The following is a 25,436-nucleotide window of genomic DNA, read 5'->3' on the forward strand; positions in this document are numbered from 1 at the left end:
GCCACACCCAATTGAATACCGCTCTAGCGCGTAATGCGGACGAGCATCTCTGTGCCGCGTTCGAGCTTCAATTCCTTGCTGCCCTGCACGGCCAGCGAGCCGGCGCCCCCCGCGCCGCCGACGATCAGACCGATGGCCGCGCCTTTGCCGCCGCCGGCAATGCCGCCAATGATCGCGCCCGCCACCGCGCCGATGCCGCCGCGCTTGATCGCCTGCTTGCCACGGCTGCCGGATTGCACGCGGCCTTCTTCGTCCACCTTGCTCGAATCCGAGTCGGCATCATAAATCCGCACCACCTGTCCGTGGAGCGCGCCGCCGCGCGCTTCGCGCAGGTCTATGGAATCGAAAGCCAGGGTCATGGTCGTGCGCCCCTGGACGGTGCCACTCTTGCGAATGCTGCGGATGTGGCCGCGCAGCGTTGCTCCCTCATAGCGCGAGGGGTTGACGACCGCCGCCGTGAAGCGGTCGCCGACGCGCGAGTCTTTGCTCGACAGGTCGTCGTTGAGCCGGACGCGCAGGTTGGTGCCGATGGGAACAACCGGCGCGGCGCGCGGCGCGCGCCGCCGCGCGGCTGGCCGCCGAACGACTGGCCGCTGCGGCTCAAGCTGCACCGTTGTTGCTCCCGTGGTGAATGACGGCAGGCTGCTCATCAGCATCGCCGCCGCCAGTGAAAGTAATATCAACCTCAAAGAAACCCTCTTCATCGTTTCCCTCCTTAAGGACGAACTGCTGATAGAAAACCGGGAGTCCGATCAGTGATGCCGTGTTCTAATCATAAACGACAACCGGTAAGGGTGGCAAAAGCAGGCGGCGGCTGGCTATAATCGTTTGCCGCTCATGATTCGCTAAGAGCGAGCGGCAATGGCTCCGATGCGCTTATCAATTTTCCAACGACTGGCGTTTATGCTGCTGGCCTGTGCCGGCGTGATGATCTTTCCTTGCCTGCTGCGATTGCCGGCGCGCGCCGACCTGACCACACGGCCCGGCGATCAAACGGCTCCGCGTGATGCCGGCATGATCCGTCTGCGGCGCGGCGCTATCGATACGCGGGCGCGGCGCGACCTCGACACCTCGGCGCAAGATGGTCAGGCACCGCGCGCCGCGCTCAGTGGACAGAGTCACGCCGCCGCCGAGTTGCGCCTGGTGCAATTCGCCGGGCCGATCAAAGGCCGATGGATCGATCAATTGACCGCCGCCGGCGCCGAAGTCGTCGGCTATGTGCCGGACTACGCTTACCTGATACGCGCCACGCCGACGGCGCTGGCTCGCGTCGCTTTGCTCGATGCCGGCGAGATGGCCGACGATGCGCGCCCCTTGCGCTTTATGGGACGGCTCGCGGCCTTGCATAAGCTCGACCCGGCCCTTAGCGACGGGATGCTTGCGGGCCTGGGCGACCTCGGCATTAATGTCGAGATCGAGTTGCTCGATGGCGCGGATGTTGAACAGACGATTGCCGGCATCATCAGCAGAGCGACCGCCGTCGTCAGTGCGCCGCGCCGTTTCCTCAAGTTCGTTGTGCTGACGGTCAACCTTCCCGCCGTCCAGTTGCTCGACGTCGCGGAATCGAGCTGCGTCCTTTTCATCAATCCGGCGGCACCGTTCAGAACCCATGACGAGCGCAGCGCGCAAATCATTGCCGGCAATCTGACCGGCGACGGCGCGCAACCCGCGGCGCCGGGCTATATGAGCTGGCTGGCGGCGAAGGGCTTAAACACGCCGCCCGATTTTGCCATTGACGTGTGCGACACGGGCCTCGATAGCGGCTCGACCACAGACCTGTCGGTGCATCCTGACTTCCGCGACGCCGATGGGCACAGCCGCGTCGTCTATAGCTTCAACTATGGCAACGACGGATTGAGCGACGACCGCCGTGGCCACGGCACACTGGTCGCTTCGGTGGTTGGCGGGCTGGGAGCGAGCGACCGCGAAGACGCCAACGGCTACATGCTCGGCACAGGCGTTGACCCGATGGCGCGCATCGGCGCGTCGCGCATCTTCAATACGACAGGCAGCGTCTGGGCGCGCTTGAGCTTCACGACCGTAGCCGCCGCCGCCTATGGGGCCGGGGCGCGCTTATCAAATAATAGCTGGGGGAACGGCGGCAACGCTTACGATCCGACGGCGCAGGAGTACGACGCGCTGGTGCGCGACGCGCAGCCGCAGACGCCCGGCAATCAAGAGATGCTCTTTGTCTTCGCGGCGGGCAATGACGGCGCGGGCGGTCACATCAGCTCGCCGGGGACGGCGAAAAACGTCATCACGGTCGCCGCCAGCGAAAACTATAGGCCCGAAGGCACAGATTCCTGCAATCTGGATGGGCAAGGCGCAATCGGCCCTGACGGCGCTGATAACGCCCTCGACATCCTGCGCTATTCGTCGGGCGGGCCGACGGCTGACGGGCGCATGAAGCCTGACATCGCGGCGCCCGGCACCCATGTTTATGGCGCGGCATCGCGCGCCGCGATGTTCAATGGCGTCGGCTTATGTCCCGGCGTGCCGCTCTATCAACCGCCCGGCCAGCAGTTTTATACGTGGTCGTCGGGCACGAGCCTGTCGGCACCGCACGTCACGGGCGCGGCCTCGTTGGTTAGAAGGTATTTCACGTCACACAACTTGCTGGGCACAGGCCGCGCGCCGTCGCCGGCGATGACGAAAGCCTTTCTCATCAACTCGGCGACTTACATGACGGGCGCGAACGCCGGCGGCAACCTGCCTGCCGAGCGTCAGGGCTATGGCCTCTTGAATCTGGCGCGCGCCACCGACGCGACCGCGCGCAAGTACATAGATCAGACGGTGCTGTTTAGCGATAGCGGGCAGGGTTACGAGATCAATGGCTCGCTCGCCGACCGCTCGCAGCCGCTGCGCGTGACGCTCGCGTGGACGGACGCCGTTGGCGCGCTTGCCGGCCCGGCGTTGGTCAACGACCTCGACCTGGAAGTTCGTATCGGTGACACCCTGGTCTTTCGCGGCAATCATTTTGAAGGGGCGCTGACAACCGAAGGCGGCGACGCGGATCGCACCAACAACGTCGAGTCGGTGATTATCCCGGCGAGCGCGATCCCCGAAGGCGCTGCCGGAAATTTCCGCATCGTGGTGCGCGCCGCCAACATTGCCGGCGACGGCGTGCCGGGCAATCAGACCCTGCTCGACCAGGATTTCGCGCTGGTCGTCGCCAACCTGGCCGCGCCGCTGGTGGTTGATCCGCCGCCGATGAAAAAAGTCCCGGCCATCACCGGCGTCACTTATGTGAAGAAGACGATCACCATCACGGGCCGCGACTTCACGGCGGCGGCCAAGGTCGAGATCAACGGCAAGCTGATCGATCAGTCCTTTGAGTTCAATGCGGCGACGAATTCGTTGGGGCTGAAGCTGAAGGCGAAGAAGTTGAACCTGATCGGAGATGCGGACAACAAGATCGTGCTGATTGAAAACGGCGAGCGCTCGCCACCATTCACCTTCCACTGGTAGCCGCGGCTATGATGGTTGTTCAGGATCACCATCGGCTTGAATCCTCGGTTCTATTAACCTGTCCATTCGCTCTCTTAACTCTGGCCAGCTTGGCAGGTTTGGAGAAGGCGGTAGCCGCTCCCCCGATGCCAGTGCCGCTTTGAACTTATCCAGGTTGCGCGCGACCTCAGCCATTTGCTCAAGGCTCCGCTCCGCCTCGCGAATCATCTCTTCAATGCTCGTTTCATCTGGCATCTTATAGTCTCTCGAACTCTGCTTGGGTCAGTCCGGCCTGTCGAATGATACTGCGCAGCGTACCGGCTGCAACCGTTTGATGGCATGGAACGATTGCTGTAAGCGTGCCGGCGCTCGTTGTCTTTGCGAACTTAATGTGGCTACCTTTCCGCCCAGCCTCGACGAATCCGGCGGCCTCTAGCTTTCTTTTCACTTCCCGGTAGAGAAGCGGCTTCATGCCGCATCTACCTCAATTTCAAGCGTGCCGATCTGTGGCAGGGTAGTGGCGACGGGCGGCTCAAAGTGAAGCTCCAGGGCTTCGCGCAAATTGGCGACTGCCTCAGCAGGAGATTCGCCCTGACTTGCAACGTCAACTTCGAGGCATTGAGCAATGAATAGGTCGTTTTCCTGGGTGATCGTATAGGTAAGTGCTCGTTTCATTCCGCTCTACCTTTCCTCACGGGCTATGTCTATGGAATAAGCCCGCAAAAACTACCACAGCCTATCACCTTCTTCACCTGGAAAGCGGTAAGGCGTTTCATCGTTTAACAGTCGTATCTCAGTGACAATTGATCCAGCGTCATTCCGCGTCCGCGTCACCGCAGTGACATATACCAGGTTAATCACAATATCCTCGCTACGGATAAATCTGACATTATCTTCCAGTGAAGGAGATTTCATTTGTTAGGTTTTCCTTTCTTGCCTCAAAGCCGAATATTGTAATAGCGAATCTTGCTGTTGAGCGTCGTCGTGTTCATGCCCAGGAGCTTGGCGGCGCGCGACTGATGGCCGCCGGTGATTTCCAGAGCGCGGCGGATAAGCTCGACTTGAAAGCGGTTCACTTCGTCATAAAACGAGATGCCGCGCGACAGATCGATCTGCGTCGCGAGCCGCTGGCCGCCGGTCTGCGCCGCGCTCCTTTGCGGATTCAATATCTCTTCGCGCAAATCCTCGCGCTTCAGCTCGCCGGCGCGGGCGATGATGATGGCGCGCTCGATGACGTTCTCCAGTTCGCGGACGTTGCCGGGCCAGGTGTGGGCTTCGAGCGCCGACAGCACGTCGGGGCTGAGATGGTCGGTGATCTCGCGGTTGTTTTCGCTAGCGTACTTGCGGATGAAATGCTGCGCCAGCGGCAGGATGTCTTCGCGGCGCTCCCTGAGCGGCGGCAGGTTGATCGAGATGACATTCAAACGGTAGAAGAGGTCTTCGCGGAACGAGCCTTCGTCAACCGCCTGCCGCAGGTCAACGTTGGTGGCGGCGATGATGCGCACGTCCACCTGGCGACGCGTCGTGTCACCGAGCGGCGTGAAATCACGTTCCTGAATGACGCGCAGCAGCTTGGCCTGCGTCTCCATCGAAATCGTGCCGATCTCGTCGAGAAAGATCGAGCCGCCGTCAGCCACTTCAAAGTAACCCTTTTTGGCGGCGATGGCGCCGGTAAAAGCGCCGCGGGTGTGGCCGAATAACTCGGATTCGAGCAGCTCGCTCGGCAGGTTGGCCGAATTCACGGTAACGAATGGCTTGTCGGCGCGCTGACTCATGTTGTGAATGGCGCGGGCGATCAGCTCTTTGCCGGTGCCGGATTCGCCGGTGACCAGGACGGTCGTGCGCGCCGGCGCGACCTGCTCGACAAAGGCGAGGATTTCCATCATCTTGTCGCTGCGGGCGACGATCTCGCGCTGCTCGGTGCTGCGCTTGAGCGCCTGCTTCAAGGTGCGGCGCTCTTCGTCTTTGCGTCGGCGGCGCAGGCCGCCGGCGACGAGCCGCAGGATTTCGCGATTGTCGAAAGGCTTGGGGATGACCGTGAAAGCGCCGCGCTGCATCGCCGCGATGGCGGTATCAAAGGTCGCGTAGGCCGTGATCATGGCGATGACGGTTTCGGGGTCGAGCTTCAACAACTCTTCGAGCGTGCGCAAGCCGCCGATGCCGGGCATCGATACGTCGAGCAGGACGAGATCAAAGGCGCGCTGCTGAAACTTGTCCAGTCCCTCTTCGCCGTTGCGCGCCAGCTCGACTTCGTAGCCTTCGGCGGTCAGCAAGCTATCAAGAACGTCGCGCATGACTTCTTCGTCATCAACGACGAGAATACTTCCTTTTTTTGCCATAGAAGAAAATGTTACCAACTTGCCGCCCGCGTCTGCCAGTAAATTGAATCGGCGGCTATAGAGGGGGATGCTTAATCGCTCGCGGCCTGCATCTGGCGCGAGAAGGCGGTGGGAAGCTTGATGGTGAAGTGCGCGCCTTCATTCGGGCGGCTCTCGACGAAGATGCGCCCGCCGTGCTCTTGAATAATGCCGTAGGATAGCGCGAGGCCGAGCCCCGTGCCCTGGCCGACCTCTTTTGTCGTAAAGAACGGGTCGTAGATGCGCGCGATGTGCTCGGGCGCAATGCCCATGCCGGTGTCGCGGAAGTCAACGACCAGCGACGTGTCTACCGCACGGGTGGTGATCGTCAAGCGCCCGCCCTGTGGCATGGCGTCGCGCGCATTCAGCGCCAGATTCATGAAGACCTGTTGCAGCTTCGAGGCGTTGCCGTAGGCCGCCGGCAGCTCGGCGCCGTAATGACGGACGATCTCAAGCCGCGCGTTGCGCAGTTGCGGCTCAAGTAGCTGCAAGGTGTCGTCGAGGACGCGGTTGAGATCAACCTCGCGGAACTGCGGGTCGCCGGTGCGCGAGAAGTTCAGCAGGTTATTGACGATCCCCGAAGCCCGCAGGGTCTGCGTGTGAATCTTTTCAAGCAGCTTGCGCTTCGGGTCGGCCTCGGTGATCTGCTGCAAGAGCATCTGCGTGTAAGACGAGATGCCGGCAAGCGGCGTGTTGACTTCGTGGGCGACGCCCGCGGCGAGCAAGCCGATGCTCGACAGCTTCTCGCGCTGCATCAACTGTTCTTCGAGCTGCGCCCGTTCAGTGACGTTCTCAAGGACGATGAGCGCCCCGGTGACGACGCCGTGCGCCGCCTCGAACGGCGCAATCGAAATGTTCAAAGTCAGCGGGCGACCGTCTTCGGTCGTCGTGTTGTACTTGTAGATGTGGCGGGCTTCGCGGATCGTCCAGCCGGCGTCGCCGACTGCCGCCTGCACGGTTTCGATCAGGTCGCGATCCAAGACGTCGGCGATGGCGCGGCGCAGGGCGCGCTCGCGGGCGATGCCGGTGATCTCTTCGAGCGCGCTGTTCCAGGTCGTGATGTGGCCGTCGAAGTCGACGGCGAGAATGCCGACGTTGACACTTTCGATGATATTCTCGGAAAACTCTTTGAGCCGCGCAAGCTCGCCGGCCTTCTCCATCTCCGAGCGGTAGAGCAGCGCGTTATCAATCGCCACGGCGACGTACCCGGACAGCGCCCGCAACAGCTCTGTGTCTTCGCTGGTCAGCATCGCGCCGGCCGTCGTGCGGCCCACGCCGATGATCGCCACCATGCGGTCGCGCACGACGCACGGCACATAGTAAGCCAGCTCGTCGTGATTGATGGTTTCGTCGCTGTCGCTGTCGCCGTTGAGCAAGTCCGCCGCCGTGATGAAGCCGCGCCCGATGGCATACAGTCGCAGCGAGCGCTTGATGTCGTCGGGCAGCGTCAATTCGCTTTCGATCCCCGAAGAGTGCGCCAGGCGGAAGCCTGAAGGCGCGAGCGGCTCTTCGATAAAGATGGCGACTTTGCGCACGCTCAGCATGTCTGCGAGGCGGCGCACCAGCGAGTCGAGCAGTTGCGGCAGCGCCGTCGTCTGCGCCAGCGTGCGCCCGAAATCTTGCAAGCCGGTGCGCAGGGTGTAGCGCGCGCCGTAAAACCAGCGGTCGGCCCACTCGTTCAGCTTGTTCTTGATGGGCGCAAACAGCATGGCGACGACCAGCATGCCGGCGACGACGACGACGCGCGTCTTCCACGAATTCAAATCCGCCGTCGCCCAGACGAACTTGACGAAATCGCTCACCGCCAGCAGCACCGCCATGTAGATGGCCGCGACGGCCAGCGTCGCCATCGCATGCACGAAGCTGCGGCGCACAATAACGTCTACGTCCATCAGACGGTAGCGCACAATCGAATAGCCGAACGACAGCGGGATCAGGATGAGCGGCCCATAGGCCAGCGTCTCCATCAGCGGCGTGATCTCGAACTGACTGATGTAAGGGATGGCGTAGAGCGCGGCGAACGGCAGGCCGGCCAGCGCAATGCCCCAGACGATCCACTTCAGTTGCTGCTTGAGCAGCGGGCTGCCGGCGCGCACAAAGGTTCGCACCAGTATCGCGCCGCCGGCGACGAAATAGGCCGCCAGATGGCCGATGGCAAAGCTATCGAGCAGGTTGCGCGCTTTGATCAAGCCGCCGCCGGCAAAGACGCCAACCTGCGGCTGGTAGTGCCAGAGGATATCCAGGGCGACGAGCGCCAGGCCCGGCAGATAAAGCAGTCCGAGCGTCAGCCGTGCGCGGCGCGCCAGCTTGCCGCCCGCGGGGAAGTTGGCGCAGAGATGCAAAAAGACCGGCGCCAGCAACGCCAGCGCCGCGTTGTCGAGCAAGCTGACCAGACGGTCGAGCGGCGTGAATTCGAGCGTCGCGCTGTAGAAGTAAACGATGAACGAGAGCAACGACCAGGCGTAGAAGTGATAAGTCAACTCGGCGCGGTTCTGGCGGAACAGCACGAACAGGCCGATGCCGAGATAGACCAGGCCGATGAAGGCAAGGTAGAGGCTGCGCTCAAGGTAGCGCGGCGCCGCCACGATGCGGAAGTCGACGTCGAAGAGCGACGGCCCTTCCATTCGGTAGATGCTTTGCAGAACGGGGTCGTTATGTTCGACGGCATAACGCGCATCGCCGCCGACGCCCTGGCGGTCAAGGTAGCGGTGCAGGACTTCGAGGCTGCTGACCTGCTCGTATTCGAGCGGCTGCGGCGGCTCGTTGAGCGCGCGCTTGCTGACAAAGTAGACGGCGCGCAGGTGGTCGCCTTTCTTGACTCTCCAGGTCAGCGGCGAGGCAGGGTCAACGGCTTTCACGCGCAGGCCGTTGGCAGTCTCTTCCCAGGTGACGCCATCCGTAGGAACCGTGTTCGGGCCGAGGCGGTCGCGCAGGTTCAAAACGCCGAGGGCGACAAGCAGCGCAGTAACCGCCAGCACGGCGATCAACCTGATTCTTGTCAGCAACTCCTTCATCGCTTCGACCTCACGCGCAATCAGACGCCCACAAAGAGGCTATCAGGGTAAAAACCGCAACTGTTATTCCAGCCCGTCCCACGGTCACAGTGCCTGAAAAATCAAGGCTTTTCAGCTCCTACCGTGGTATGGTCAGCATCAGAGTCCATAATTTTGGAACAGCGTCCAATTTTTCGGATACAACGCGAAACCGGTTTCTAAGGCGACTAGAAACCAACCCTGGGGGCACGGGACGGCGTAGCAGGCACAACTGAAAACAGACGCTCCTAAGCGGACAAGCGCACGGACGGGACAAGCAGATTCTTAGTCTCTCTCTACCAATGCCTGCATCTTTGGCAGGCAAATCTTTATGCTTAAAATCTCAACGACAGACCGACGCGCACCAGACGGTGGAAACGGCTGGCGACCAGTTCCTGGCGCTCGTCGCTGACCGCGCCTTGCTGGTCAAGCAAGTTGCGCAGATCAATGATGGCCTGCCACTGGCCGGGCAGGAAGCCGAGACTCGGCAAATCCTGCGTGAGCATCACGTTGATGTTCGGGTCGTAAGTCGCCACCTGTCCCTGGAACGGATCAATGGCAAAGACCGCTTGCGTCGGCGCGACCCGCAGCACGGTCGAAACCCGCGTGCCGGTGGTCACGAAGTTCGCATCCACTTTCGCCGAAACGACCTGGAAGACAGCGTTGCGGAACAGGTGCGCCGGGTCGGTGATGCCGCGCTCGTCGAGCTGCTGGCCCTCGCCAAAGGCATAACCCACCGACGCCTCCACCACACGGTTGACGTGGCGGTGATAGACGACACGCATGCCGCGCTGACGGCCTCCCTGTTCGACGGCGCGGAATTCCGATTGGGTCTGCGCATCATTGGGGACGGCCAGCAGGCCAACGCCGTGGCCTGAAACCGTGTCGAAGAAGGCCATCATCTCGACCGAGGACTTATCGGAAAGAATCTGTTCAGCGCCGAACTGCAAGCGATAGCTGCGATCCATCAACGGCTGCTGATCGCCGCTTGCCGCATTCATCACCGCGACCGCCTTCGGCTCGGTGAACTCGATCTCGCCGGCTTCGAGCTTGACGCGCGATTGCACGTCGCTCGACGTGCCGGGGACGAGCGCCGCCGACAGTCGTGTGCGCGGCGTGGCATCAATGGCCAGCCCCAAGCGCGGCAGGACGCTGGTGCCCGAAGCGCCTTCGGAAAAGCGCGCGAATTCCAGGCCGTAAACGATCAGCACAGGCCCGGCGACTTGCCAGGTGTCGGTCGCTGACAACGAGAACTGTCCGAGTCGCGGCACACTGCCGTGGCGCGAAAACGTGAAGCGCCCATAGCCGAGCGCCACCGCGAACCGGTGACGGTCACCGACGTTGGCGGTCGTCAGGGCTTGTAGCTTTTGCGGCGCGCCGGTGCCGACGCCCGCCTGACCGGTAAGGACGAAGTTGGCATCTTTGCCGATCTGCTCGGAGATGGCGAAGTTGGTGCCGAAGAACGGCATGGTTTCGGCCGTGTCGCTGGTGCTCGCCTGCGCGAAGGTGTTGACGACGCCGTGCATCTCCGGCGTGCGGTCTGTGAGCGCGACCGTGTCATCGCCGCGCGCGTCGGTCGGGTTCGGGTTATATTCGTCGTAATGGAAGACGACGTTGCGGGCGCCGCGCGCCGCATATTTGGAATCGGTGTTGAGGCTGGTCTGCTCGCTCAACGTCGTCACCCGACGCAAGTAGATCGAATCGAAGACGGTGACTTGATTGGGCCGCACGTCGGTGGCGATCTCGACCGGCTTGAAGCCGTCGGCAGCGGCTTTCACGCGGTAGCGGCCCGGCACGATGTTGGCGGCGATGAACTTGCCTTCATTATCGGTGCTGGCCTTTTTGATCACCTTGCCGGCCTTGACGTCTTCGGCCAGTACAAGCACGGCTGCGCCGACCAGGGGATTCCCACGCGCGTCGAGAACAAGACCGCGTATCGAGCCCGTGGCAGCGCCCGCTTGGGCCGTCGCGCCGGCGCTCAAGACGACGCCGACGACAAGCAAAGCCCAGAGTCTGGAAGCGTGTTTCATACGTCACCTCTTCTGGAGGAAGCAGAGGACTCACCAGTAGGAAGTATCATTTTATCACCCGTCTTTGGGGTGTCAAGCACGCGCGCCGCTTCAAGCCACGTGACCAGACGGCGAAAAGCGCGACCGCGATGGCTGATCTCAGCCTTCTCTTCGGCGCTCAGTTCGGCAAACGTCTTGCCAAGCGGCGGGTAGAGAAAAACCGGATCATAGCCGAAGCCGCCGACGCCATGCGGCACGTCGAGAATCCGCCCGCGCGCTTCGTCCTCAAAGACCTGCTCGCCCGCCGCCCAGACCAGCGCCGCCGCGCAAACGAAACGCGCGGCACGGCCATCGGCGGGAACGTCTTTCAACTCACCGAGCAATTTCTGAATGCGCTCGGCGTCCGATGCCCCAGGCCCTGCATAACGCGCCGAGGCGACGCCGGGCCGCCCGCCGAGCGCCGCGACTTCGAGCCCCGAATCGTCGGCAATTGTCGGCAATCCCGTTTGTCTGTGATAATGGCGCGCCTTGAGCAAAGCGTTTTCCGCAAAGGTCTGAGCAGTTTCAATCTCTTCGGTTGAATCCCCGGCGTCGAGGCCAACCAGCTCGATGGGCTGTTGGCCCAGGATGCGTCGTAATTCGCTGACCTTGCCGCGGTTAGTCGTTGCCAGCAGCAGCTTCATAGCCGAAGTATAACACGGCGGCAGACGAGCGGCTCGCTACCAGAGAACCGCGCCGCCCGCCTTTCTTGCACACCGATTGCAGTAAACGCCGTCAGGACGCTGCGGCTTTGAGGATTCACCGGCAGACGGGCTCAACGTAATTTAAACCGCAAATTCTTGTTCGGCCCGACACGCCGGCGATGTCAGGCAAGAAAAAATTTCCACCCAAAATATGTATTTTTTACACGCGTCATAGGTTTGTCTGCCCACCGCCGCGCCGACAAAAAGCACTATCTGCGCTGTTTTGTTGGAGATCATTACCGGAATGAGTGCCGGGCCGCCGTGGCACCTTGATTGCTCAGGCGTATGCGGGGCAAGAGATACGGGTGATGGCAACATCACTTCCTGTTCTCGATTATCGGTTACTGTGGTGAGGACAGTAACCGGACACAAGGCGATGCGGTCTTCCCACGCCGCATCGCCTATTTTTTTGTCCAGCCGATGCTCTCCTTGATCTGCCTGCCTTCTTGACACGCCGGGCGCTGCGCCCTATCTTCAAACCTTCCGAACTTCCGAGGTCTCGATGCTCGACCAGTACCGCCGCGATTACGCCGAGTTCAACGCCGCCGTGATGCGCGAGCATTACCTGTTCGGCTCCGGCCAGAAAGCCGCGCTGGACTTGGCCCCGGTCTACGAGCGCTTCAGCGACCTCTTCTCACGCGACACCATCGCCAAGCTCCAGCGGCAGCTCGACGACACCGCCGAGCATTTCGCGACCGACCGCGCCGCCCTCAGCCACCTGCTGCGCTTTGCCGTCGAGCAGCACCTCGAAGACGCCGTCAAAGAGTTGACCGAAGAAGTCAGCGCCCTGGAAGCATCGGCGACCGTCGAATTCGCGGGGCGCACGCTGACCTTTCAGGAAACGGTGGTCGCCATCGCTAAAGCGCCCGACCAGGCGATGCGGCGGGCGCTTGACGCCCGGCGGCTGTCGGTCATCGCTTCGGCCAACGACCTGCGCGCCGAGCGCCTGATGAAGCTTCACGAGGCCGCCCGCTCGCTTGGTTATGAAAGCTACACAAAGCTATTTGGGCAACTGCGGCAGCTCGATTACGAAACGGTCGAGCGCGCCGCGTCGCCGCTGCTGGCGCGCACCGAATCGCTCTACGTCGCCCGCCTCAACGAAGCCTTGCAGCAACACCTCGGGATTCACATCGATGAGGCCGAGCGTTGCGATTACCTGCACCTGATGCGCCTGACGCGCTTCGACGGGCGCTTTCCGGCGTCGCGCCTGATGAAAGTCTATCGCCAGACCATGGACGGCCTCGGCATCCATGTTGACGCGCAGCGCAACGTTGAAGTGGACAACGCCATCCGCCCGCACAAAATGCCACGCGCTTGTTGCGTGCCGGTCGTCGTGCCGGATGACATTAAACTGATCATCCGCCCGGCGGGCGGGCAGGCCGATTACAAGTCGTTGCTGCACGAAGGCGGTCACGCGCAGCACTACGCCTGGACGGCAGCGGGGCTGCGCCCGGAGTTCAAGTACACCGGCGATTACGCCTTGAGCGAATCTTACGCCTTTCTCTTTCATCATCTGCTGACGGATCGCGCATGGCTCGGCGAAGTGCTCGGCTTCACCGACAACCGCGACTTCATTCGCGCCTTCATGCTGGTCGAGCTGATGGTGGCGCGGCGCATCATCACCAAGCTCGGTTACGAGCGGCGGCTGCATGCGGGTGAAGACCTGGGGCGCGCCGCCGATGATTATGCCGAATCGCTGAGCCAGGCGACGCGCTTTAAAACCTCGAAGACGGAATATCTCTCGGACACCGACGATGCGTTTTACGTGGCGAACTACGTCCGCGCCACGGCGCTGGCGTTGCTGCTGCGCGAGCATCTGCAATCGCGTTTCGGCCAGCGCTGGTGGGCCGCGCCGCAGGCGGGAAATTTTCTGAAAGAGATTTGGGAGACCGGCGACCGTTATAGCGCCGACGAGATGGCCGCGCAGATCGGTATCGGCCCGATTATCATCGATCCGCTGATCGATCAGTTCAATGAGGTATTGAAATAGAAGCCGAATGGAAACCGCAACGATCAGGGTCAAACTCAAGCAGCGCAGCTACGCCATTCATGTCGCCGCCGGCTTGCTGGATGAAGTGGGAGATCTATTACGCGCGGCAGTCGGCGAGCGGGCGCGGCGAGCCGTCGTCGTCAGCAACCCGACAGTAGATCAACTCTATGGCCGCCGCCTGGCGCGCAGCCTGCGGCGCGCAGGGTTCAAGACGCCACAGGTTCTCATCGGTGACGGCGAGCGCTTCAAAACCCTCGGCACGGCGGAAACGCTCTACACCTTTTTGATCGAGCAGCGCATCGAGCGCTCGGACGTCATCGTGGCAATGGGCGGCGGCGTGGTCGGCGACCTCAGCGGCTTTGTCGCCGCGACCTACCTGCGCGGCATTCGCTTCGCTCAGGTGCCGACGACCTTGCTGGCGCAGATAGACAGCTCGGTCGGCGGCAAGACGGGTGTGAATCACCGGCTCGGCAAGAACCTGATCGGCGCTTTTCACCAGCCGGCGCTCGTCGCCATTGACCCGCTGACGCTCCAGTCGCTGCCCGGGCGCGAGCTGCGCGCCGGCCTCTGCGAAGCGATCAAGTATGGCGTCATCCGCGACCGCCGTTTGTTCGACCGCATCTATCGCGAGCTTGACCGCTTAAAGCTCCTCGACCTGGGCGAGCTGACACACCTCATCGAGCGCTCATGCCAGATCAAAGCTGAGGTCGTGGCGCGTGACGAGCGCGAAGGCGGCTTGCGGCGGATTTTAAATTTTGGCCACACCGTCGGCCACGCGCTCGAAGCAGTGACGCGCTATCGCCGCTTCCTGCATGGCGAAGCGGTCGGTCACGGGATGCGCGCCGCGGCGCGCCTTGCCGAGCGGCTGGAAATGCTAGCGAGTGACGAGCGCCGGTTAATCGATGAAGCGGTGCGGCGTGCCGGGCCGCTGCCATCGGCAAAAACTCTTGCGCTCGATGATATAATCTCTGCAATGGCACACGACAAGAAGGCCGAGGCCGGACAGCTGGCCTTTGTGCTGCCGACTCAGATTGGCCGTGTCGTTGTGCGCGCCGACGTGCCCCTGCAAATCATTCGTGCAGCCCTCAAGGATGCTCTTTTCGAGCAGCCGCTTTCATAGGGAGAGCAACGCCATGAATAGCAGAGAGAGCCGCGCGCGGGAGCGCGGTGCCGTTAGCATCAAAACCATCGTCATCCTTTTCGTTCTCTTTTGCGCGGCGTTTCTGATGCTGAAGCTGGTGCCGGTCTACGTCGAACAGCGCAAGGTCATCTTTGACGTGGAAGAGCTGGCGCGCATCGCCACGGTGCGGAGCTTCAAAGACGAGCGCATCGTGCCGGAGATCACCAAGATTCGCAGTACCTACGAGTTGCCCGAGGGCAGCATCAACCTGATGCAGCGCGTCGGGCCGGGCGTTCAGATCGGCGTCAATTACACGCGCTCGGTTGATCTGCTCGTCACCACCTACAGTTGGAAGGTCGAGCATACGGTCGTCGGCAAGGAATTGTAATCCATACCGCACGCAGCGAAATCGCCATGCAGCAAATCAAAAACGGCGCGACTTCAAAGGTCGCGCCGTTGATTCATGAAAGTGGCGCAATCTAACAGATTGCGCGAGTCGCTGCGCAATCTAACAGATTGCGCCACATGAGCAAACTGATCTTCAAATCGCTTTAAGCCATGCGCGCGGCCACTTCGCGGGCGAAGTAAGTCAGGATGATGTCGGCGCCGGCGCGTTTGATGGCGGTCAATGTCTCGACCACGACGCGCTCTTCGTCAATCCATCCCAGGCGCGCCGCGGCCTTGATCATCGAATACTCACCCGACACCTGATAGGCGGCCAGCGGCAGATCAAAGCGCTCGCGCACGGCGCGAATGATGTCCAGGTAAGCCAGCGCCGGCTTGACCATCAGCATGTCTGCGCCCTGCTCGACATCGAGCTGAGCTTCGCGCAACGCCTCGCGGGCATTCGCCGGGTCCATCTGGTAGCCGCGCCGGTCGCCGAATTGCGGCGCCGAGCCGGCGGCCTCGCGGAACGGGCCGTAAAAGCCCGACGCATATTTGACCGCATAAGACATGATCGGCAAATGATCGAAGCCCGATTGATCGAGCGCCGCGCGGATGGCGCCCACAAAGCCGTCCATCATATTCGACGGCGCAATCAGGTCGGCGCCGGCTTCGGCCTGTGAGACGGCGGTGCGCGCCAGCAGGTCGAGCGTCGGATCGTTCAACACTTCGCCGTCGCGGATGACGCCGCAGTGACCGTGGTCTGTATACTCGCAGAGGCAGTTGTCGGCAATCACGAACGCTTCTTTGACCTCGCGCTTGAGGGCTCGTATGGCGCGCTGCGTGATGCCGTCTTCGGCATAAGCCTGCGTTCCGGCGGCGTCTTTCTCGTCGGGCACGCCGAAGAGGATGACCGAGCGGACGCCGACGCCCACCGCCGCGGCGACCTCTTTGACCAGCTCATCAATCGACAGGTTGAAACAGCCGGGCATCGCGCTGATCTCGCGGCGCACGCCTTCGCCTTCGCAGACAAAGAGCGGGTAGACGAAATCATCAGGCGTCAGGTTGGTCTCGCGCACCAGGGCGCGCAAGGTTTCGCTGCGCCGCAGCCGACGCGGACGTTGGATGAGATTCATGCGGAAAACTCCTTGGTGATGATTACAACCCGCTCATGTCTTCGTCGGGGAAGAAAAAGACCTTGGCGCACGGCTCCGAGCAGAACATCTGCGCGTAACGCCGCACCGCGCACCTGTCACAGACGAGCTTGAAGCAGACGGCGCACTTGTGCAGCCGCAAGACCTCAGGTGTTAGATTGCATTTGGAGCAGATTGCCATTCCAGCTCAGTAGTATAGCAAACTGCGCCGCGACCGCGGAGAGAAATATAGCGGCTGTGATAAGATCAAGCTGATGGACGAATGAAACTTCACTCACCGTGAGGGCCAATGGCGAAACGTCCTTTTGACATCAGCGAGGCCATCCGCGCCATCCGCAAAGCCGTCGAGCCATTTCCGAAGGCGGCGCTCTTCGAGCTGGCCGAAGACGGCTTCAATTCGACCTTCGAGCAGCTGGTCGCCTGCATCATCTCGATCCGCACCTATGACGAGGTCATGCTGCCGACGGCGCGTCGCCTGTTCGAGCGGGCGCGCACCCCTGACGAGATGCGAAGGCTGACGCCCGAGGAGATCGATGAGATCATCCGCCCGGCGACTTTTCACGAGCAGAAAGCCTACAACATTCATACCATCGCCGAGCGCGTCGCCGACGAGTACGGCGGCGAGCTGCCGTGCGAATCCGAAGTGCTGCTGTCGTTCAAGGGGGTCGGCCCGAAGTGTGCCAACCTGGTGCTGGGGATCGCCTGCGATCAGCCTTTTATCGGCGTAGACATTCACGTGCATCGCGTCACCAACCGCTGGGGCTATATTGCGGCAAAGACGCCTGAGAAGACGATGGCGGCGCTGATGGAGAAGCTACCGCGCCGCTACTGGGTTGAAATCAATCGGCTGCTGGTGCCCTTCGGCAAGCACGTCTGCACGGGCACGCGACCGAAATGCTCGACCTGCCCGGTGCTTGAGATGTGCCAACAGGTCGGCGTGACGAATCCGCGTTGAGCGGTTAAAGCTGAGCGATACGCCTTTAGGGATTGAGATAGATGAGCGATCAACCTCGGACAATCTCCAAGCGATTATCCGGTCACGTTGACGGGAGCCGAAGGCCCCTCTTATAATCACCGTTTAGATTTTGCTGCCGTAGCTCAGTTGGCTAGAGCGCCTGACTGTGGATCAGGAGGTCTCGGGTTCAAGTCCCGACGGCAGTACTTTCACACCTTTCAGCTTTCTTAACCGCTCTCCAACCCACTCTAAAGCATGGCCTCAGATGGTCAATCTTTTGGCCAGCGAGTATAATGCCCATTCGTCGTCAGACGCGATTTACGCAGTCAGGAGACCATGATGAGCGACCCAAAAGCCGTAAGCCGCCCGATCCCGCGCTTACCCAAAGGCTTCCGAGATAATTTCGCGAAAGATGTTTTAGCGCGGCGGCGCACGATTGATACCATCCGCAAGGTCTACGAGCGTTACGGCTTCGTTCCTCTGGAGACTTCGGCAATCGAGTATGTCGAGACCCTGGGCAAGTTCCTCCCTGACGTCTCGACGCCGGCGGGCGGCATTTTCGCCTTTCAAGACGAAGACAACGCTTGGCTGGCCTTGCGCTATGATCTCACTGCGCCGCTGTCGCGGATTTTTTCAGAGTATCAAAACGACATCCCCATCCCTTTCCGGCGCTATCAGGTCGGCATGGTGTGGCGCAATGAAAAGCCCGGGCCGGGGCGCTTCCGCGAGTTTTACCAGTTTGACATTGACACGGTCGGCACCGCATCAATGGCCGCCGACGCAGAGATCTGCTGCGTGCTCGCCGACGCGCTTGAGGCGCTGGGGATCAAGCGCGGCGATTATGTCATTCGGGTCAATAACCGCAAGGCGCTCAACGGCGTGCTTGAAGCCGCCGGCATCGCCTTTGAAGATGAAGCGACGACGCTGACCGTCTTGCGAGCGATTGATAAGCTGGATCGTGTCGGCATCGAGGGCGTCAAAGAGTTGCTCGGCAAAGGTCGCGTCGAGGGATCAGCGCCCGGCTTCCGCATCGCCGAGCATGTCTTAGGGCTGTTTCGGGCCGAGGGCTTCTCTGCTTCAGACGTTGAAAAGTTGCAGGCGTTGAAGGAGCAAGATTTCCCGACGGCGCGTCAGCTTCTCGCCGCGGTCGGCGAGGCCGTTGGCCATGAGCCGACCGAACGGATCGCGCCGCAGCTTGTGAGCTTCGCACGCATCGGCGATTTCACTCGCGGCGCCGATTTAAGCGCCGAGCAGATTCGGCGCATCGTTGATCTGCTTTCGGTGCCGGCGACTCAGCGCGCCGAAGTCTGTCAGCAGTTCGCCTTACTGGTTGGCGAATCACAGATCGGCCAGGAAGGCGTCGCCGAATTGCGCGAGATTGATCGCTTCCTCTCTGCCGTCGGCTATGCGGAAGACCGGGTGATTTTCGATCCCACGGTCGTTCGCGGGCTGGCTTATTACACCGGCCCGGTCTTTGAAGCGGCGCTCACCTTCGAGACCACCGACGAAGCGGGCCAGAAGCGGCAGTTCGGCTCGGTCGCCGGCGGCGGGCGCTATGATTATCTGGTCGAGCGCTTCATCGGCGAGAAGGTTCCGGCGACCGGCGCTTCAATCGGCGTTGACCGCTTGCTTGCGGCGCTCAGTCACCTGGGCAAGATCACCGGCGTCGAGGCGTCGGCCCCGGTGATCGTCACCGTCATGGACAAGGAGCTGATTCTCGAATACCAGAAGATGACTTTCCAACTGCGCCGCGCCGGGATTGCCGCCGAGATGTACCTCGGCAGCGGCGGCTTCAAGAAGCAGATGAAGTACGCCGACGAGCGCGAAGCTATCGTCGCCGTCATCGCCGGCTCGCGCGAGTTTGAAAGCGGCACGGTGTCGCTGAAAGACTTGCGGCTGGGGCGCGAGCTATCGAAAGCGATCACAGACCGCAGCGCATGGCTGAAAGAGCAGGGCGCGCAGGTCACCGTCCCCGTGACGGATTTAATCGCCGAGGTCCGCAAAATTCTGGCGCGGCATGGCATCGAGCAGCCGGAGGCTTGAGCGCGGCACAGGTTGATCCAGTCTAATCGCTCACCTGAAAACTTGATGAGGCACCCTGAACACATACCCGGCACGAAAGACTATACGCGGGACGAGGCCCGTCGCCTGCTGCGAGTCATCGACACCTGTCTGGCGGCCTTCGACCGTTATGGCTATGAGCGTATCATGCTGCCGGCGCTCGAACGCTCGGACATCTTCCTTCAGCGCTCGGGCGAAGAGATACGCAGCCGCATGTACATCTTCGGCGACCCGCGCGGCAATGAGCTATGCCTGCGCCCCGAGATGACCATCTCTGCGGCGCGCGCCTATCTTGAGAGAATGCCGAACCGCCGCCTGCCTCTCCGTCTGAGTTATGAAGGCAGCGTCTTTCGCTTCGATAAGGTTCGCGAGGGCCGTTACCGGCAGTTCATTCAGGCCGGGGTCGAATACATCGGCAACGAGAACCGCGCCGCCGCCGACGTCGAAGCGATCAGCCTCGCCCTGGAAGCGATCAACACGGCTGGCCTCGCGGGCTATCGCCTGCTTCTGGGCGACATGGAATTGGCGGCTGAATTCATCAACGCCCTGCCGATCTCTGCGCCGGTCCGCGCCACCTTGTTAGAGCATTATTGGCGGAAGAACGCGTTTCAGTTGCTGCTCAAACGTTACGCGGCGCTGCCGCGGAATGCCGACAGCAGCGACCCGGCGGCGGCGCAGTTGGCGGACATTCTGACCACGATTGGCGAAGACGCCAGCCGCGCAGTCATCCGCCAGCTCTTATCGCTCTTCGTCGAAAAAGAGGTCGGCCAGCGCTCCCTGGACGAGATTGCCGAAAGCTTCCTGCGCCGCCTCACTCAGAGAGAGCTGCAATTGCCGAAGGACTGCCTGACGGTCTTGCAAGAGTACACCGCCATCAGCGGCCCGCCTGATGCGGCGCTCGCCGAGTTGGAAAAGCTCTTCCATAAGATCGGCGGCGCGCCGGGCCATGCTTTCAATATGGCGCATCGCCGCATGGAGTTATTAAAGGAGATGGGCGGCCTGCCCGCGGGCAGCGAGTTTCATCTCGGCTTCCGCAGAGGCATCGAATATTACAGCGGTTTCATCTTCGAGATTCATGACGACGCGCTGGGGCCTGTGAGCCAGATTTGCGGCGGCGGGCGCTATGATAGCCTGCTCTCTTCGCTCGGCGCGCCGCGGCAAATCCCCGCCGTCGGTTTTGCCATCGGCGTCGAGCGATTGCTGTTAGCCCTTGAGCGGGCCAGCGCGCCACAAGCCGATGGCGGCGATCATGCAGTTGATGCGGTCTTGACGCGAATCGGCGAAGTCTCGGAAAGCGACGCATGGCGGATCGCGCAGATCTGTCGTCAGGCCGGGTGGCGCGTGCGCGCAGACATTGACCATCGCAAGCTCGCTACTGTCCTCGGCCATGCCGGCGACGAGCAGGTGCCTTTCACGATCATCGTCGGCGAAGACGAGCTGCGCAATCAAGCGGTCAAGATCAAAGACATGCGCCGCCGCCAAGAGCAGGCGGTCGAGATTAGCAATCTCCGACAGTTCGTCGAGTCGTCCATACGCAAAGGATAAAATGGCAGCGCCGAACAACCCCGACATCATCTTCGCCATACCGAGCAAAGGCAGCCTGTTTGAAGGCACCTTGAAGTTCCTGAGCAATGCCGGGCTGTCTGTTAAGTACGAGAGCCAGCGCCAGTACACCGCCCGCCTGGGCGGCATCGAAGGCGTCTCGGTTCTCTTTCAAAGGGCCGAAGAGATCACCTCGAAAGTCGCCGGCGGCGCGGCAGACATCGGGCTGACCGGCGAAGACCTTTTCCGCGAGCAGGCGCTCAATTCCGATCACCTGCCGCTCATCCTGCGCGAGCTGGGCTATGGCCATGCGCGGCTGGTCGTCGCCGTGCCCGCCACCTGGATTGACGTGGCTTCGATGGAAGACCTGGCCGAGCTGGCGCTGGCTTTCCGCTTAAAGCACCAGCGGACCTTGCGCATCGCCACCAAGTTTCCCAACCTGGCGCGCGACTTTCTCGCCCGCCAGGGAGTGACTGATTATGTGCTGGTCGAATCCCTGGGCGCCACCGAGAGCGCGCCTTCGTCGGGCACCGCCGACCTGATTATCGATCTGACGACTTCAGGCAAGACGCTCTCTGACAATCACCTGAAGGTCATCAAGGATGGCATCGTCGTTTCGTCGCAGGCTTGTTTGATCGGCAGCCGGCGAATCGCCACATGGGACGAGGCGCGGCTCGAACGGCTGGAAACTTTTCTGGATATGATCGAGAGCTATCTGAGAGGCCGCGACACGTTTAATATCCAGGCCGCCATCGAGCGGTCGCGGTTAACTGAGATCGGTCGCCTCACACACCAGTGGCGGCTGGCCTATTCGCTGCCGATGGAGGACACCCGTTCGGGCAGTCGCCGCGAATCGCCGTTCGTGGTCATCCGCATGACCTGCCCGCGGGCCAATCTGCATGAGTTAGTCCGCCACCTGCGCCGCTGCGGTGCCGAAGAGGTGATCGTCACGCGGCCAGAATACGTCTATCGCGAGCAGTCGGAATCATTCCAGCGCCTCATGCACTCGATCAAGAAAGGCGCAGCAGAGCCGGGAGAGTATTAGAGTGAATGTCGATTGCGTTTGCCGTGTAGCGCAAGGCGGTTAGATTGCGCGAGTCCAGGCGCAATCTAACCGCCTTGCGCTACACCCGATTGAAATCCGCTCTAGCCAACGCTCGCGTTCAGCGGGGCCACGAACGGCATTGAAAGAACGATGAGCAGTGCGCTTCGTGGCCTCCGCTGCAACGCATTGTTAGGCGCTACTTCTAGATCACCGAATCTAGCTCTTAACAGGGGGCTTGTGATAAGAACTGCTGTCGCTCGTTAATCGTCTTTTACCTACGAGCTTGCGAGGCTGCTTTGGTACTTTCGATATCTGATGTTCAGGAACTGTAATCTTTGCCAAGCGCTCGGCCTTAATATCTTTTCGTTTTGCCACAACCCTGTAAGAAAATGTCAACTTGCTGCTTCCATCATTCTGCTCTTGAACCCGAAAGCCCTTACTATTCCGGTGCGTCACATACAATCCATTTGAGTTGCCATACGGCGTTACAAAGACATGATATTTGTTGCTCTTTATCACAGCGGCGAAATCAGGATCTAGTAGCACTTCCGCTTTGCCATCGACTAGCCGCGCCTCCCCGAAGTCTTCGAACCAACTCTCAGGACTTTCCATACAGTACAGCAACCTGTGCGAGCCGTCGGGGTGAGGCACAGCCGCGCTCTTGGTGCCGAATATAATTTGGTTGCCAGTCACGCGCACGTCTCCGACAAAAAAACCCGCAAGGCCGGAACCATCCTTGTCATGGGCGAATAAGGCGATTCCTGAGCGGGCGGTCTGAGCGAGGACGCCAACTCCGCCAAATCCATCGCAGATGCCTTGAACTCCGGTTCCGCCGATTGAGCTATTCCCTCCGGCGACACCAACTCCCTGAGAGGAATCGCATCGCCCTACCACGCCGAACGCGACCCCTTCTGTCTTCGAATTGAACCCGAATACACCGCTTTTCCCATTCGCTTGGCTCTGTCCAACCACACCGTCATTTCCTTGGCTGTCGCCTCGCACGCCGACGCCTCCGCGCGCTTCTTCGCCGTTGTCAGCAAAACCAAAAACGCCTGCACCGTTAGGTGATTTTGTTGCTCCAGTGACACCGAAGGCCGCGCCAAAAGTGCTACGGTTGAACCCGAACACGCCACTCTTGCCATCGATGTCCGATTCACCAACCACACCATCATTATTTTGGCTGTGGCCCAGCACGCCGTTGCCATCGACACTTTCTCCTCTCGCTCCAGTACCTGTACCGCTCGATCCCAGCACACCAATCCCCTCCCCATCCGCTGAGCCAGATATTTGCAGAAGATTCGCCGGATTACCTATGCTGTTAAGGCTTAAACCAACAACCCCAGTTCCACCGCGCATGACAGCGCCCATGACACCTACCCCATCATGGTCGGGTCTGTGAATGTTGTTCTGGGTACCAAGTACGCCTGCTATCCCGAGGTTACCCTGACCATAAACTCCAAAGGTGTCGCCCCTGCCAAAAACTCCGACGCCCTCGATATCTGATTCCCTGCTAGACCCCTTCTCTTTGGTGCTCTTGCCAACGACTCCGCACCGCGAGCCTTCAACGTTTGCTCCATAAATAAAATCGGTAGTCTCTCGATTCGTGGAAAATCCTGTCCTGGGGAAGCCTGATCCTGTGAAGGCAGGACCTGTTGCCGTAAATTGATCTTCATGTGCCATTGTCATTCCTCCTGAGAGAGTCAATCTGTAGGTTAGAGTACGGGAAGAGGCGGATATAGGTACACCGGATCGGTCACCAGTTCTTCAACATCCGCAACATTGGGTACTCCGCATCGAAGCATTCTATCACATAAAAATATTCTTACGATTCGCATTACAGCGTTTGGCCTCCGTAGTTGCAGTTACAACACTCGGTATGAGTGGCTGGTTAGACCTTACACAGTAGGGACTCTCACCCTGCAAGAAGCGCCGGGCTTCACCGAGCGCACTAACGCTCAATTGAGCGGGCCGATGGCTTGCTCGACTTCACTGAGCAGCGCGCCGCCGCGCACCAGCTTTACAGCCTCGTGGATGATGAGATGAATTTCGCCGTCCCGGTCGCTGGCCCGCTGCGGGATGTGTTGGCGCAGCAGTTTGTAAGCGGCAAGCGTGCCGGCGCCCATGGCTGCGCCCTCGTCTGCCCTGAAGCCGAGCGCCTGCGCCGCGCACAGCAATTCAATCGCGACAATCGATTCGACATTCTCAAGCACCTGGCGGGCCTGTCGCGCCGCGATTGAGCCCATGCTGTTGTGATCTTCCTGGTTGGACGAAGTCGGAATGGAGTCGCCGCTGGCGGGATGAATCAAGACTTTGTTCTCGGAGGCGAGCGCCGCCGCCGTGTACTGCGCCATCATCATCCCTGTGTTCAACCCGACCGAGCCGATTAAATAGGCGGGCAGGCCGAAGTTTTCATGCCGGTTCATCAGCCGCGCGATGCGGCGCTCCGAGATGCTGCCCAGCTCTGCGAGGGCGAGGGCGAGAAAATCCATCGCCAGCGCCACCGGCTGCCCATGAAAATTGCCGGCAGAAAATGACTCTTCCAGCTCAGGCACGATCAACGGATTATCGGTTGCGGAATTGATTTCGATTTCCAGCGTGCGCCGCACAAAGCTCATCGCTTCACGCGACGCGCCATGTACCTGCGGCATGCAGCGCAGCGAGTAAGCGTCTTGAACCTTTGTCTCGCGTACGCCTTCGTCTAAAGCAATGCTCGTCTTCCGGCGCTGCATCACCTGCTCGCCGTCAATCAACTGGCTGCCCCGGATCATGGCGTTGATGTTTTGAGCACTCTGCATCTGGCCCGGAAACGGGCGAAGCCGGTGGAGCTCTGGCCTGAAGGCCGAGCTGCGGCCTTTCACGGCTTCCAGGCTCATGGCTCCGGCAATGTCGGCGAGCTTTGCCAGTCGCTCAGCGTCGCCGAGCGTCAGCGCGCCGATGGCGGTCATAAACTGTGTGCCGTTTGTCAGCGCCAGCCCCTCTTTCGCCTCAAGATGAATGGCTCGAATTCCGGCTCTGCTTAACGCCTCACTGCCGCCCAATCGCTCGCCGGTGTAGAAGGCTTCGCCTCTGCCGATCAAGACCAGCGCCATATGAGACAGCGGCGCGAGGTCGCCGCTCGATCCGACAGAGCCTTTGATGGGAATGACCGGATGGACGCGCCGGTTGATCATTTCGAGCAGGCGCTCGACCACTTCGACGCGAATGCCGGAATAGCCTTTGGCCAGCGCGTTGGCGCGCAATACCATCATTGCCCTGACCGTCGCTTCGGGCAATGGCTCGCCGACGCCTGCCGCGTGGCTGAGCAAGATATTCTCCTGTAATTGCTCGGCCTCTTCGGGCGGGATGACTTGATTTTGCAGCGAGCCGAAGCCTGTGGTGATGCCGTAGATGACTTTCTTTTCGCGCACCCATTGCTCGACGAGCTGTCGCGACCGCTGCATTCTCTCTTTCGCCTTCGGGCTGAGAGCGACCGGTTGAAAGTTCCTGGCGATGGCCATGACCGCTTCAAGACTCAAGGTCTCGCCGTCCAATAAGAGAATGTCTGGATTAACCGGGCTCGATGGCATACGTTCTCCGCCCTCATCTTACTCCATTCGC

General features: G+C 60.9%; 21 protein-coding genes and 1 tRNA gene. 9 read left to right on the forward strand and 13 right to left on the reverse strand.

All coding sequences use genetic code 11. From position 1 onward, the window contains the following. Positions 1 to 23 precede the first annotated feature (23 nt). Positions 24 to 704, reverse strand: coding sequence for a hypothetical protein (locus VJ464_19170; GenBank protein ID HKQ07255.1), 681 nt, complete (start codon positions 702 to 704; stop codon positions 24 to 26). A 166-nt stretch (positions 705 to 870) separates the two neighbouring features. Between VJ464_19170 and VJ464_19175 the strand changes: the two genes are divergently transcribed. Beyond that, positions 871 to 3,468 (forward strand): S8 family serine peptidase, encoded by a 2,598-nt coding sequence (locus tag VJ464_19175; GenBank protein ID HKQ07256.1) that lies wholly within the window; start codon positions 871 to 873, stop codon positions 3,466 to 3,468. Between the two features lie 6 nt (positions 3,469 to 3,474). On the opposite strand, the gene VJ464_19180 is transcribed toward VJ464_19175, so the two are convergent. From VJ464_19180 to VJ464_19215, 8 genes are all read right to left on the reverse strand, one after another. After that, positions 3,475 to 3,702 carry a hypothetical protein gene (locus tag VJ464_19180; GenBank protein HKQ07257.1) on the reverse strand — a complete coding sequence of 76 codons (228 nt, stop codon included), beginning with the start codon at positions 3,700 to 3,702 and terminating at the stop codon, positions 3,475 to 3,477. A gap of 1 nt (position 3,703) precedes the next feature. Continuing rightward, positions 3,704 to 3,919, reverse strand: coding sequence for a type II toxin-antitoxin system HicA family toxin (locus VJ464_19185; protein ID HKQ07258.1), 216 nt, complete (start codon positions 3,917 to 3,919; stop codon positions 3,704 to 3,706). Next, positions 3,916 to 4,122 (reverse strand): type II toxin-antitoxin system HicB family antitoxin, encoded by a 207-nt coding sequence (locus VJ464_19190; GenBank protein ID HKQ07259.1) that lies wholly within the window; start codon positions 4,120 to 4,122, stop codon positions 3,916 to 3,918. Before VJ464_19190 ends, VJ464_19185 begins: the two co-directional genes overlap by 4 nt. A gap of 263 nt (positions 4,123 to 4,385) precedes the next feature. Further along, entirely contained in the window at positions 4,386 to 5,786 is a 1,401-nt protein-coding gene (locus VJ464_19195; protein HKQ07260.1) for a sigma-54 dependent transcriptional regulator, read from the reverse strand. 71 nt (positions 5,787 to 5,857) lie between these two features. Beyond that, complete coding sequence (locus VJ464_19200) at positions 5,858 to 8,818, reverse strand: ATP-binding protein (GenBank protein ID HKQ07261.1); 2,961 nt, start codon at positions 8,816 to 8,818, stop codon at positions 5,858 to 5,860. A 353-nt stretch (positions 8,819 to 9,171) separates the two neighbouring features. Further along, entirely contained in the window at positions 9,172 to 10,866 is a 1,695-nt protein-coding gene (locus VJ464_19205; protein HKQ07262.1) for a carboxypeptidase-like regulatory domain-containing protein, read from the reverse strand. After that, a complete protein-coding gene (gene rdgB / locus VJ464_19210; protein HKQ07263.1) occupies positions 10,863 to 11,528 on the reverse strand; it encodes an RdgB/HAM1 family non-canonical purine NTP pyrophosphatase in 666 nt (221 codons plus the stop codon). The genes VJ464_19205 and rdgB overlap by 4 nt, the downstream gene beginning before the upstream one ends. Before the next feature lie 141 nt (positions 11,529 to 11,669). Further along, a complete protein-coding gene (locus tag VJ464_19215) occupies positions 11,670 to 12,041 on the reverse strand; it encodes a hypothetical protein (GenBank protein ID HKQ07264.1) in 372 nt (123 codons plus the stop codon). Positions 12,042 to 12,090: 49 nt separating this feature from the next. Here VJ464_19215 and VJ464_19220 point away from each other — a divergent pair, with 49 nt between their 5' ends. Genes VJ464_19220 through VJ464_19230 form a run of 3 tightly spaced genes read left to right on the forward strand, consistent with a single transcriptional unit; the run spans position 12,091 to position 15,086 of the window. Beyond that, entirely contained in the window at positions 12,091 to 13,578 is a 1,488-nt protein-coding gene (locus tag VJ464_19220; protein ID HKQ07265.1) for a hypothetical protein, read from the forward strand. A 7-nt stretch (positions 13,579 to 13,585) separates the two neighbouring features. Next, the gene (gene aroB / locus VJ464_19225) at positions 13,586 to 14,698 is read left to right on the forward strand and encodes a 3-dehydroquinate synthase (GenBank protein HKQ07266.1); all 1,113 of its coding nucleotides are present in this window, start codon (positions 13,586 to 13,588) and stop codon (positions 14,696 to 14,698) included. 13 nt (positions 14,699 to 14,711) lie between these two features. Continuing rightward, complete coding sequence (locus VJ464_19230; protein ID HKQ07267.1) at positions 14,712 to 15,086, forward strand: hypothetical protein; 375 nt, start codon at positions 14,712 to 14,714, stop codon at positions 15,084 to 15,086. Between the two features lie 163 nt (positions 15,087 to 15,249). Here VJ464_19230 and hemB read toward each other — a convergent pair whose 3' ends face one another. Together hemB and VJ464_19240 are read right to left on the reverse strand one after the other, a co-directional pair. Beyond that, positions 15,250 to 16,218, reverse strand: a complete 969-nt coding sequence (gene hemB / locus VJ464_19235) for a porphobilinogen synthase (GenBank protein HKQ07268.1) — start codon at positions 16,216 to 16,218, stop codon at positions 15,250 to 15,252. A 22-nt stretch (positions 16,219 to 16,240) separates the two neighbouring features. Next, positions 16,241 to 16,417 (reverse strand): hypothetical protein, encoded by a 177-nt coding sequence (locus tag VJ464_19240; GenBank protein HKQ07269.1) that lies wholly within the window; start codon positions 16,415 to 16,417, stop codon positions 16,241 to 16,243. A gap of 108 nt (positions 16,418 to 16,525) precedes the next feature. Between VJ464_19240 and nth the strand changes: the two genes are divergently transcribed. The 5 genes from nth to hisG all read left to right on the forward strand — a co-directional run bounded on the left by nth (position 16,526) and on the right by hisG (position 21,839). Further along, positions 16,526 to 17,191 (forward strand): endonuclease III, encoded by a 666-nt coding sequence (nth, locus tag VJ464_19245; GenBank protein ID HKQ07270.1) that lies wholly within the window; start codon positions 16,526 to 16,528, stop codon positions 17,189 to 17,191. Between the two features lie 132 nt (positions 17,192 to 17,323). Then, positions 17,324 to 17,397, forward strand: a tRNA-His gene (locus tag VJ464_19250). Positions 17,398 to 17,530: 133 nt separating this feature from the next. Continuing rightward, positions 17,531 to 19,234: a HisS family protein gene (locus VJ464_19255; protein HKQ07271.1), complete on the forward strand. Its 1,704-nt coding sequence runs from the start codon at positions 17,531 to 17,533 to the stop codon at positions 19,232 to 19,234. Between the two features lie 45 nt (positions 19,235 to 19,279). Continuing rightward, a complete protein-coding gene (locus VJ464_19260; protein HKQ07272.1) occupies positions 19,280 to 20,797 on the forward strand; it encodes an ATP phosphoribosyltransferase regulatory subunit in 1,518 nt (505 codons plus the stop codon). Position 20,798: 1 nt separating this feature from the next. Then, a complete protein-coding gene (gene hisG / locus VJ464_19265) occupies positions 20,799 to 21,839 on the forward strand; it encodes an ATP phosphoribosyltransferase (GenBank protein ID HKQ07273.1) in 1,041 nt (346 codons plus the stop codon). A gap of 216 nt (positions 21,840 to 22,055) precedes the next feature. On the opposite strand, the gene VJ464_19270 is transcribed toward hisG, so the two are convergent. Beyond that, positions 22,056 to 23,519 carry a hypothetical protein gene (locus tag VJ464_19270; protein HKQ07274.1) on the reverse strand — a complete coding sequence of 488 codons (1,464 nt, stop codon included), beginning with the start codon at positions 23,517 to 23,519 and terminating at the stop codon, positions 22,056 to 22,058. Between the two features lie 275 nt (positions 23,520 to 23,794). Beyond that, positions 23,795 to 25,405, reverse strand: a complete 1,611-nt coding sequence (gene hutH / locus VJ464_19275) for a histidine ammonia-lyase (protein ID HKQ07275.1) — start codon at positions 25,403 to 25,405, stop codon at positions 23,795 to 23,797. Positions 25,406 to 25,436: the final 31 nt, after the last annotated feature.

Source organism: Blastocatellia bacterium (assembly GCA_035275065.1).
Lineage (GTDB): Bacteria > Acidobacteriota > Blastocatellia > UBA7656 > UBA7656 > DATENM01.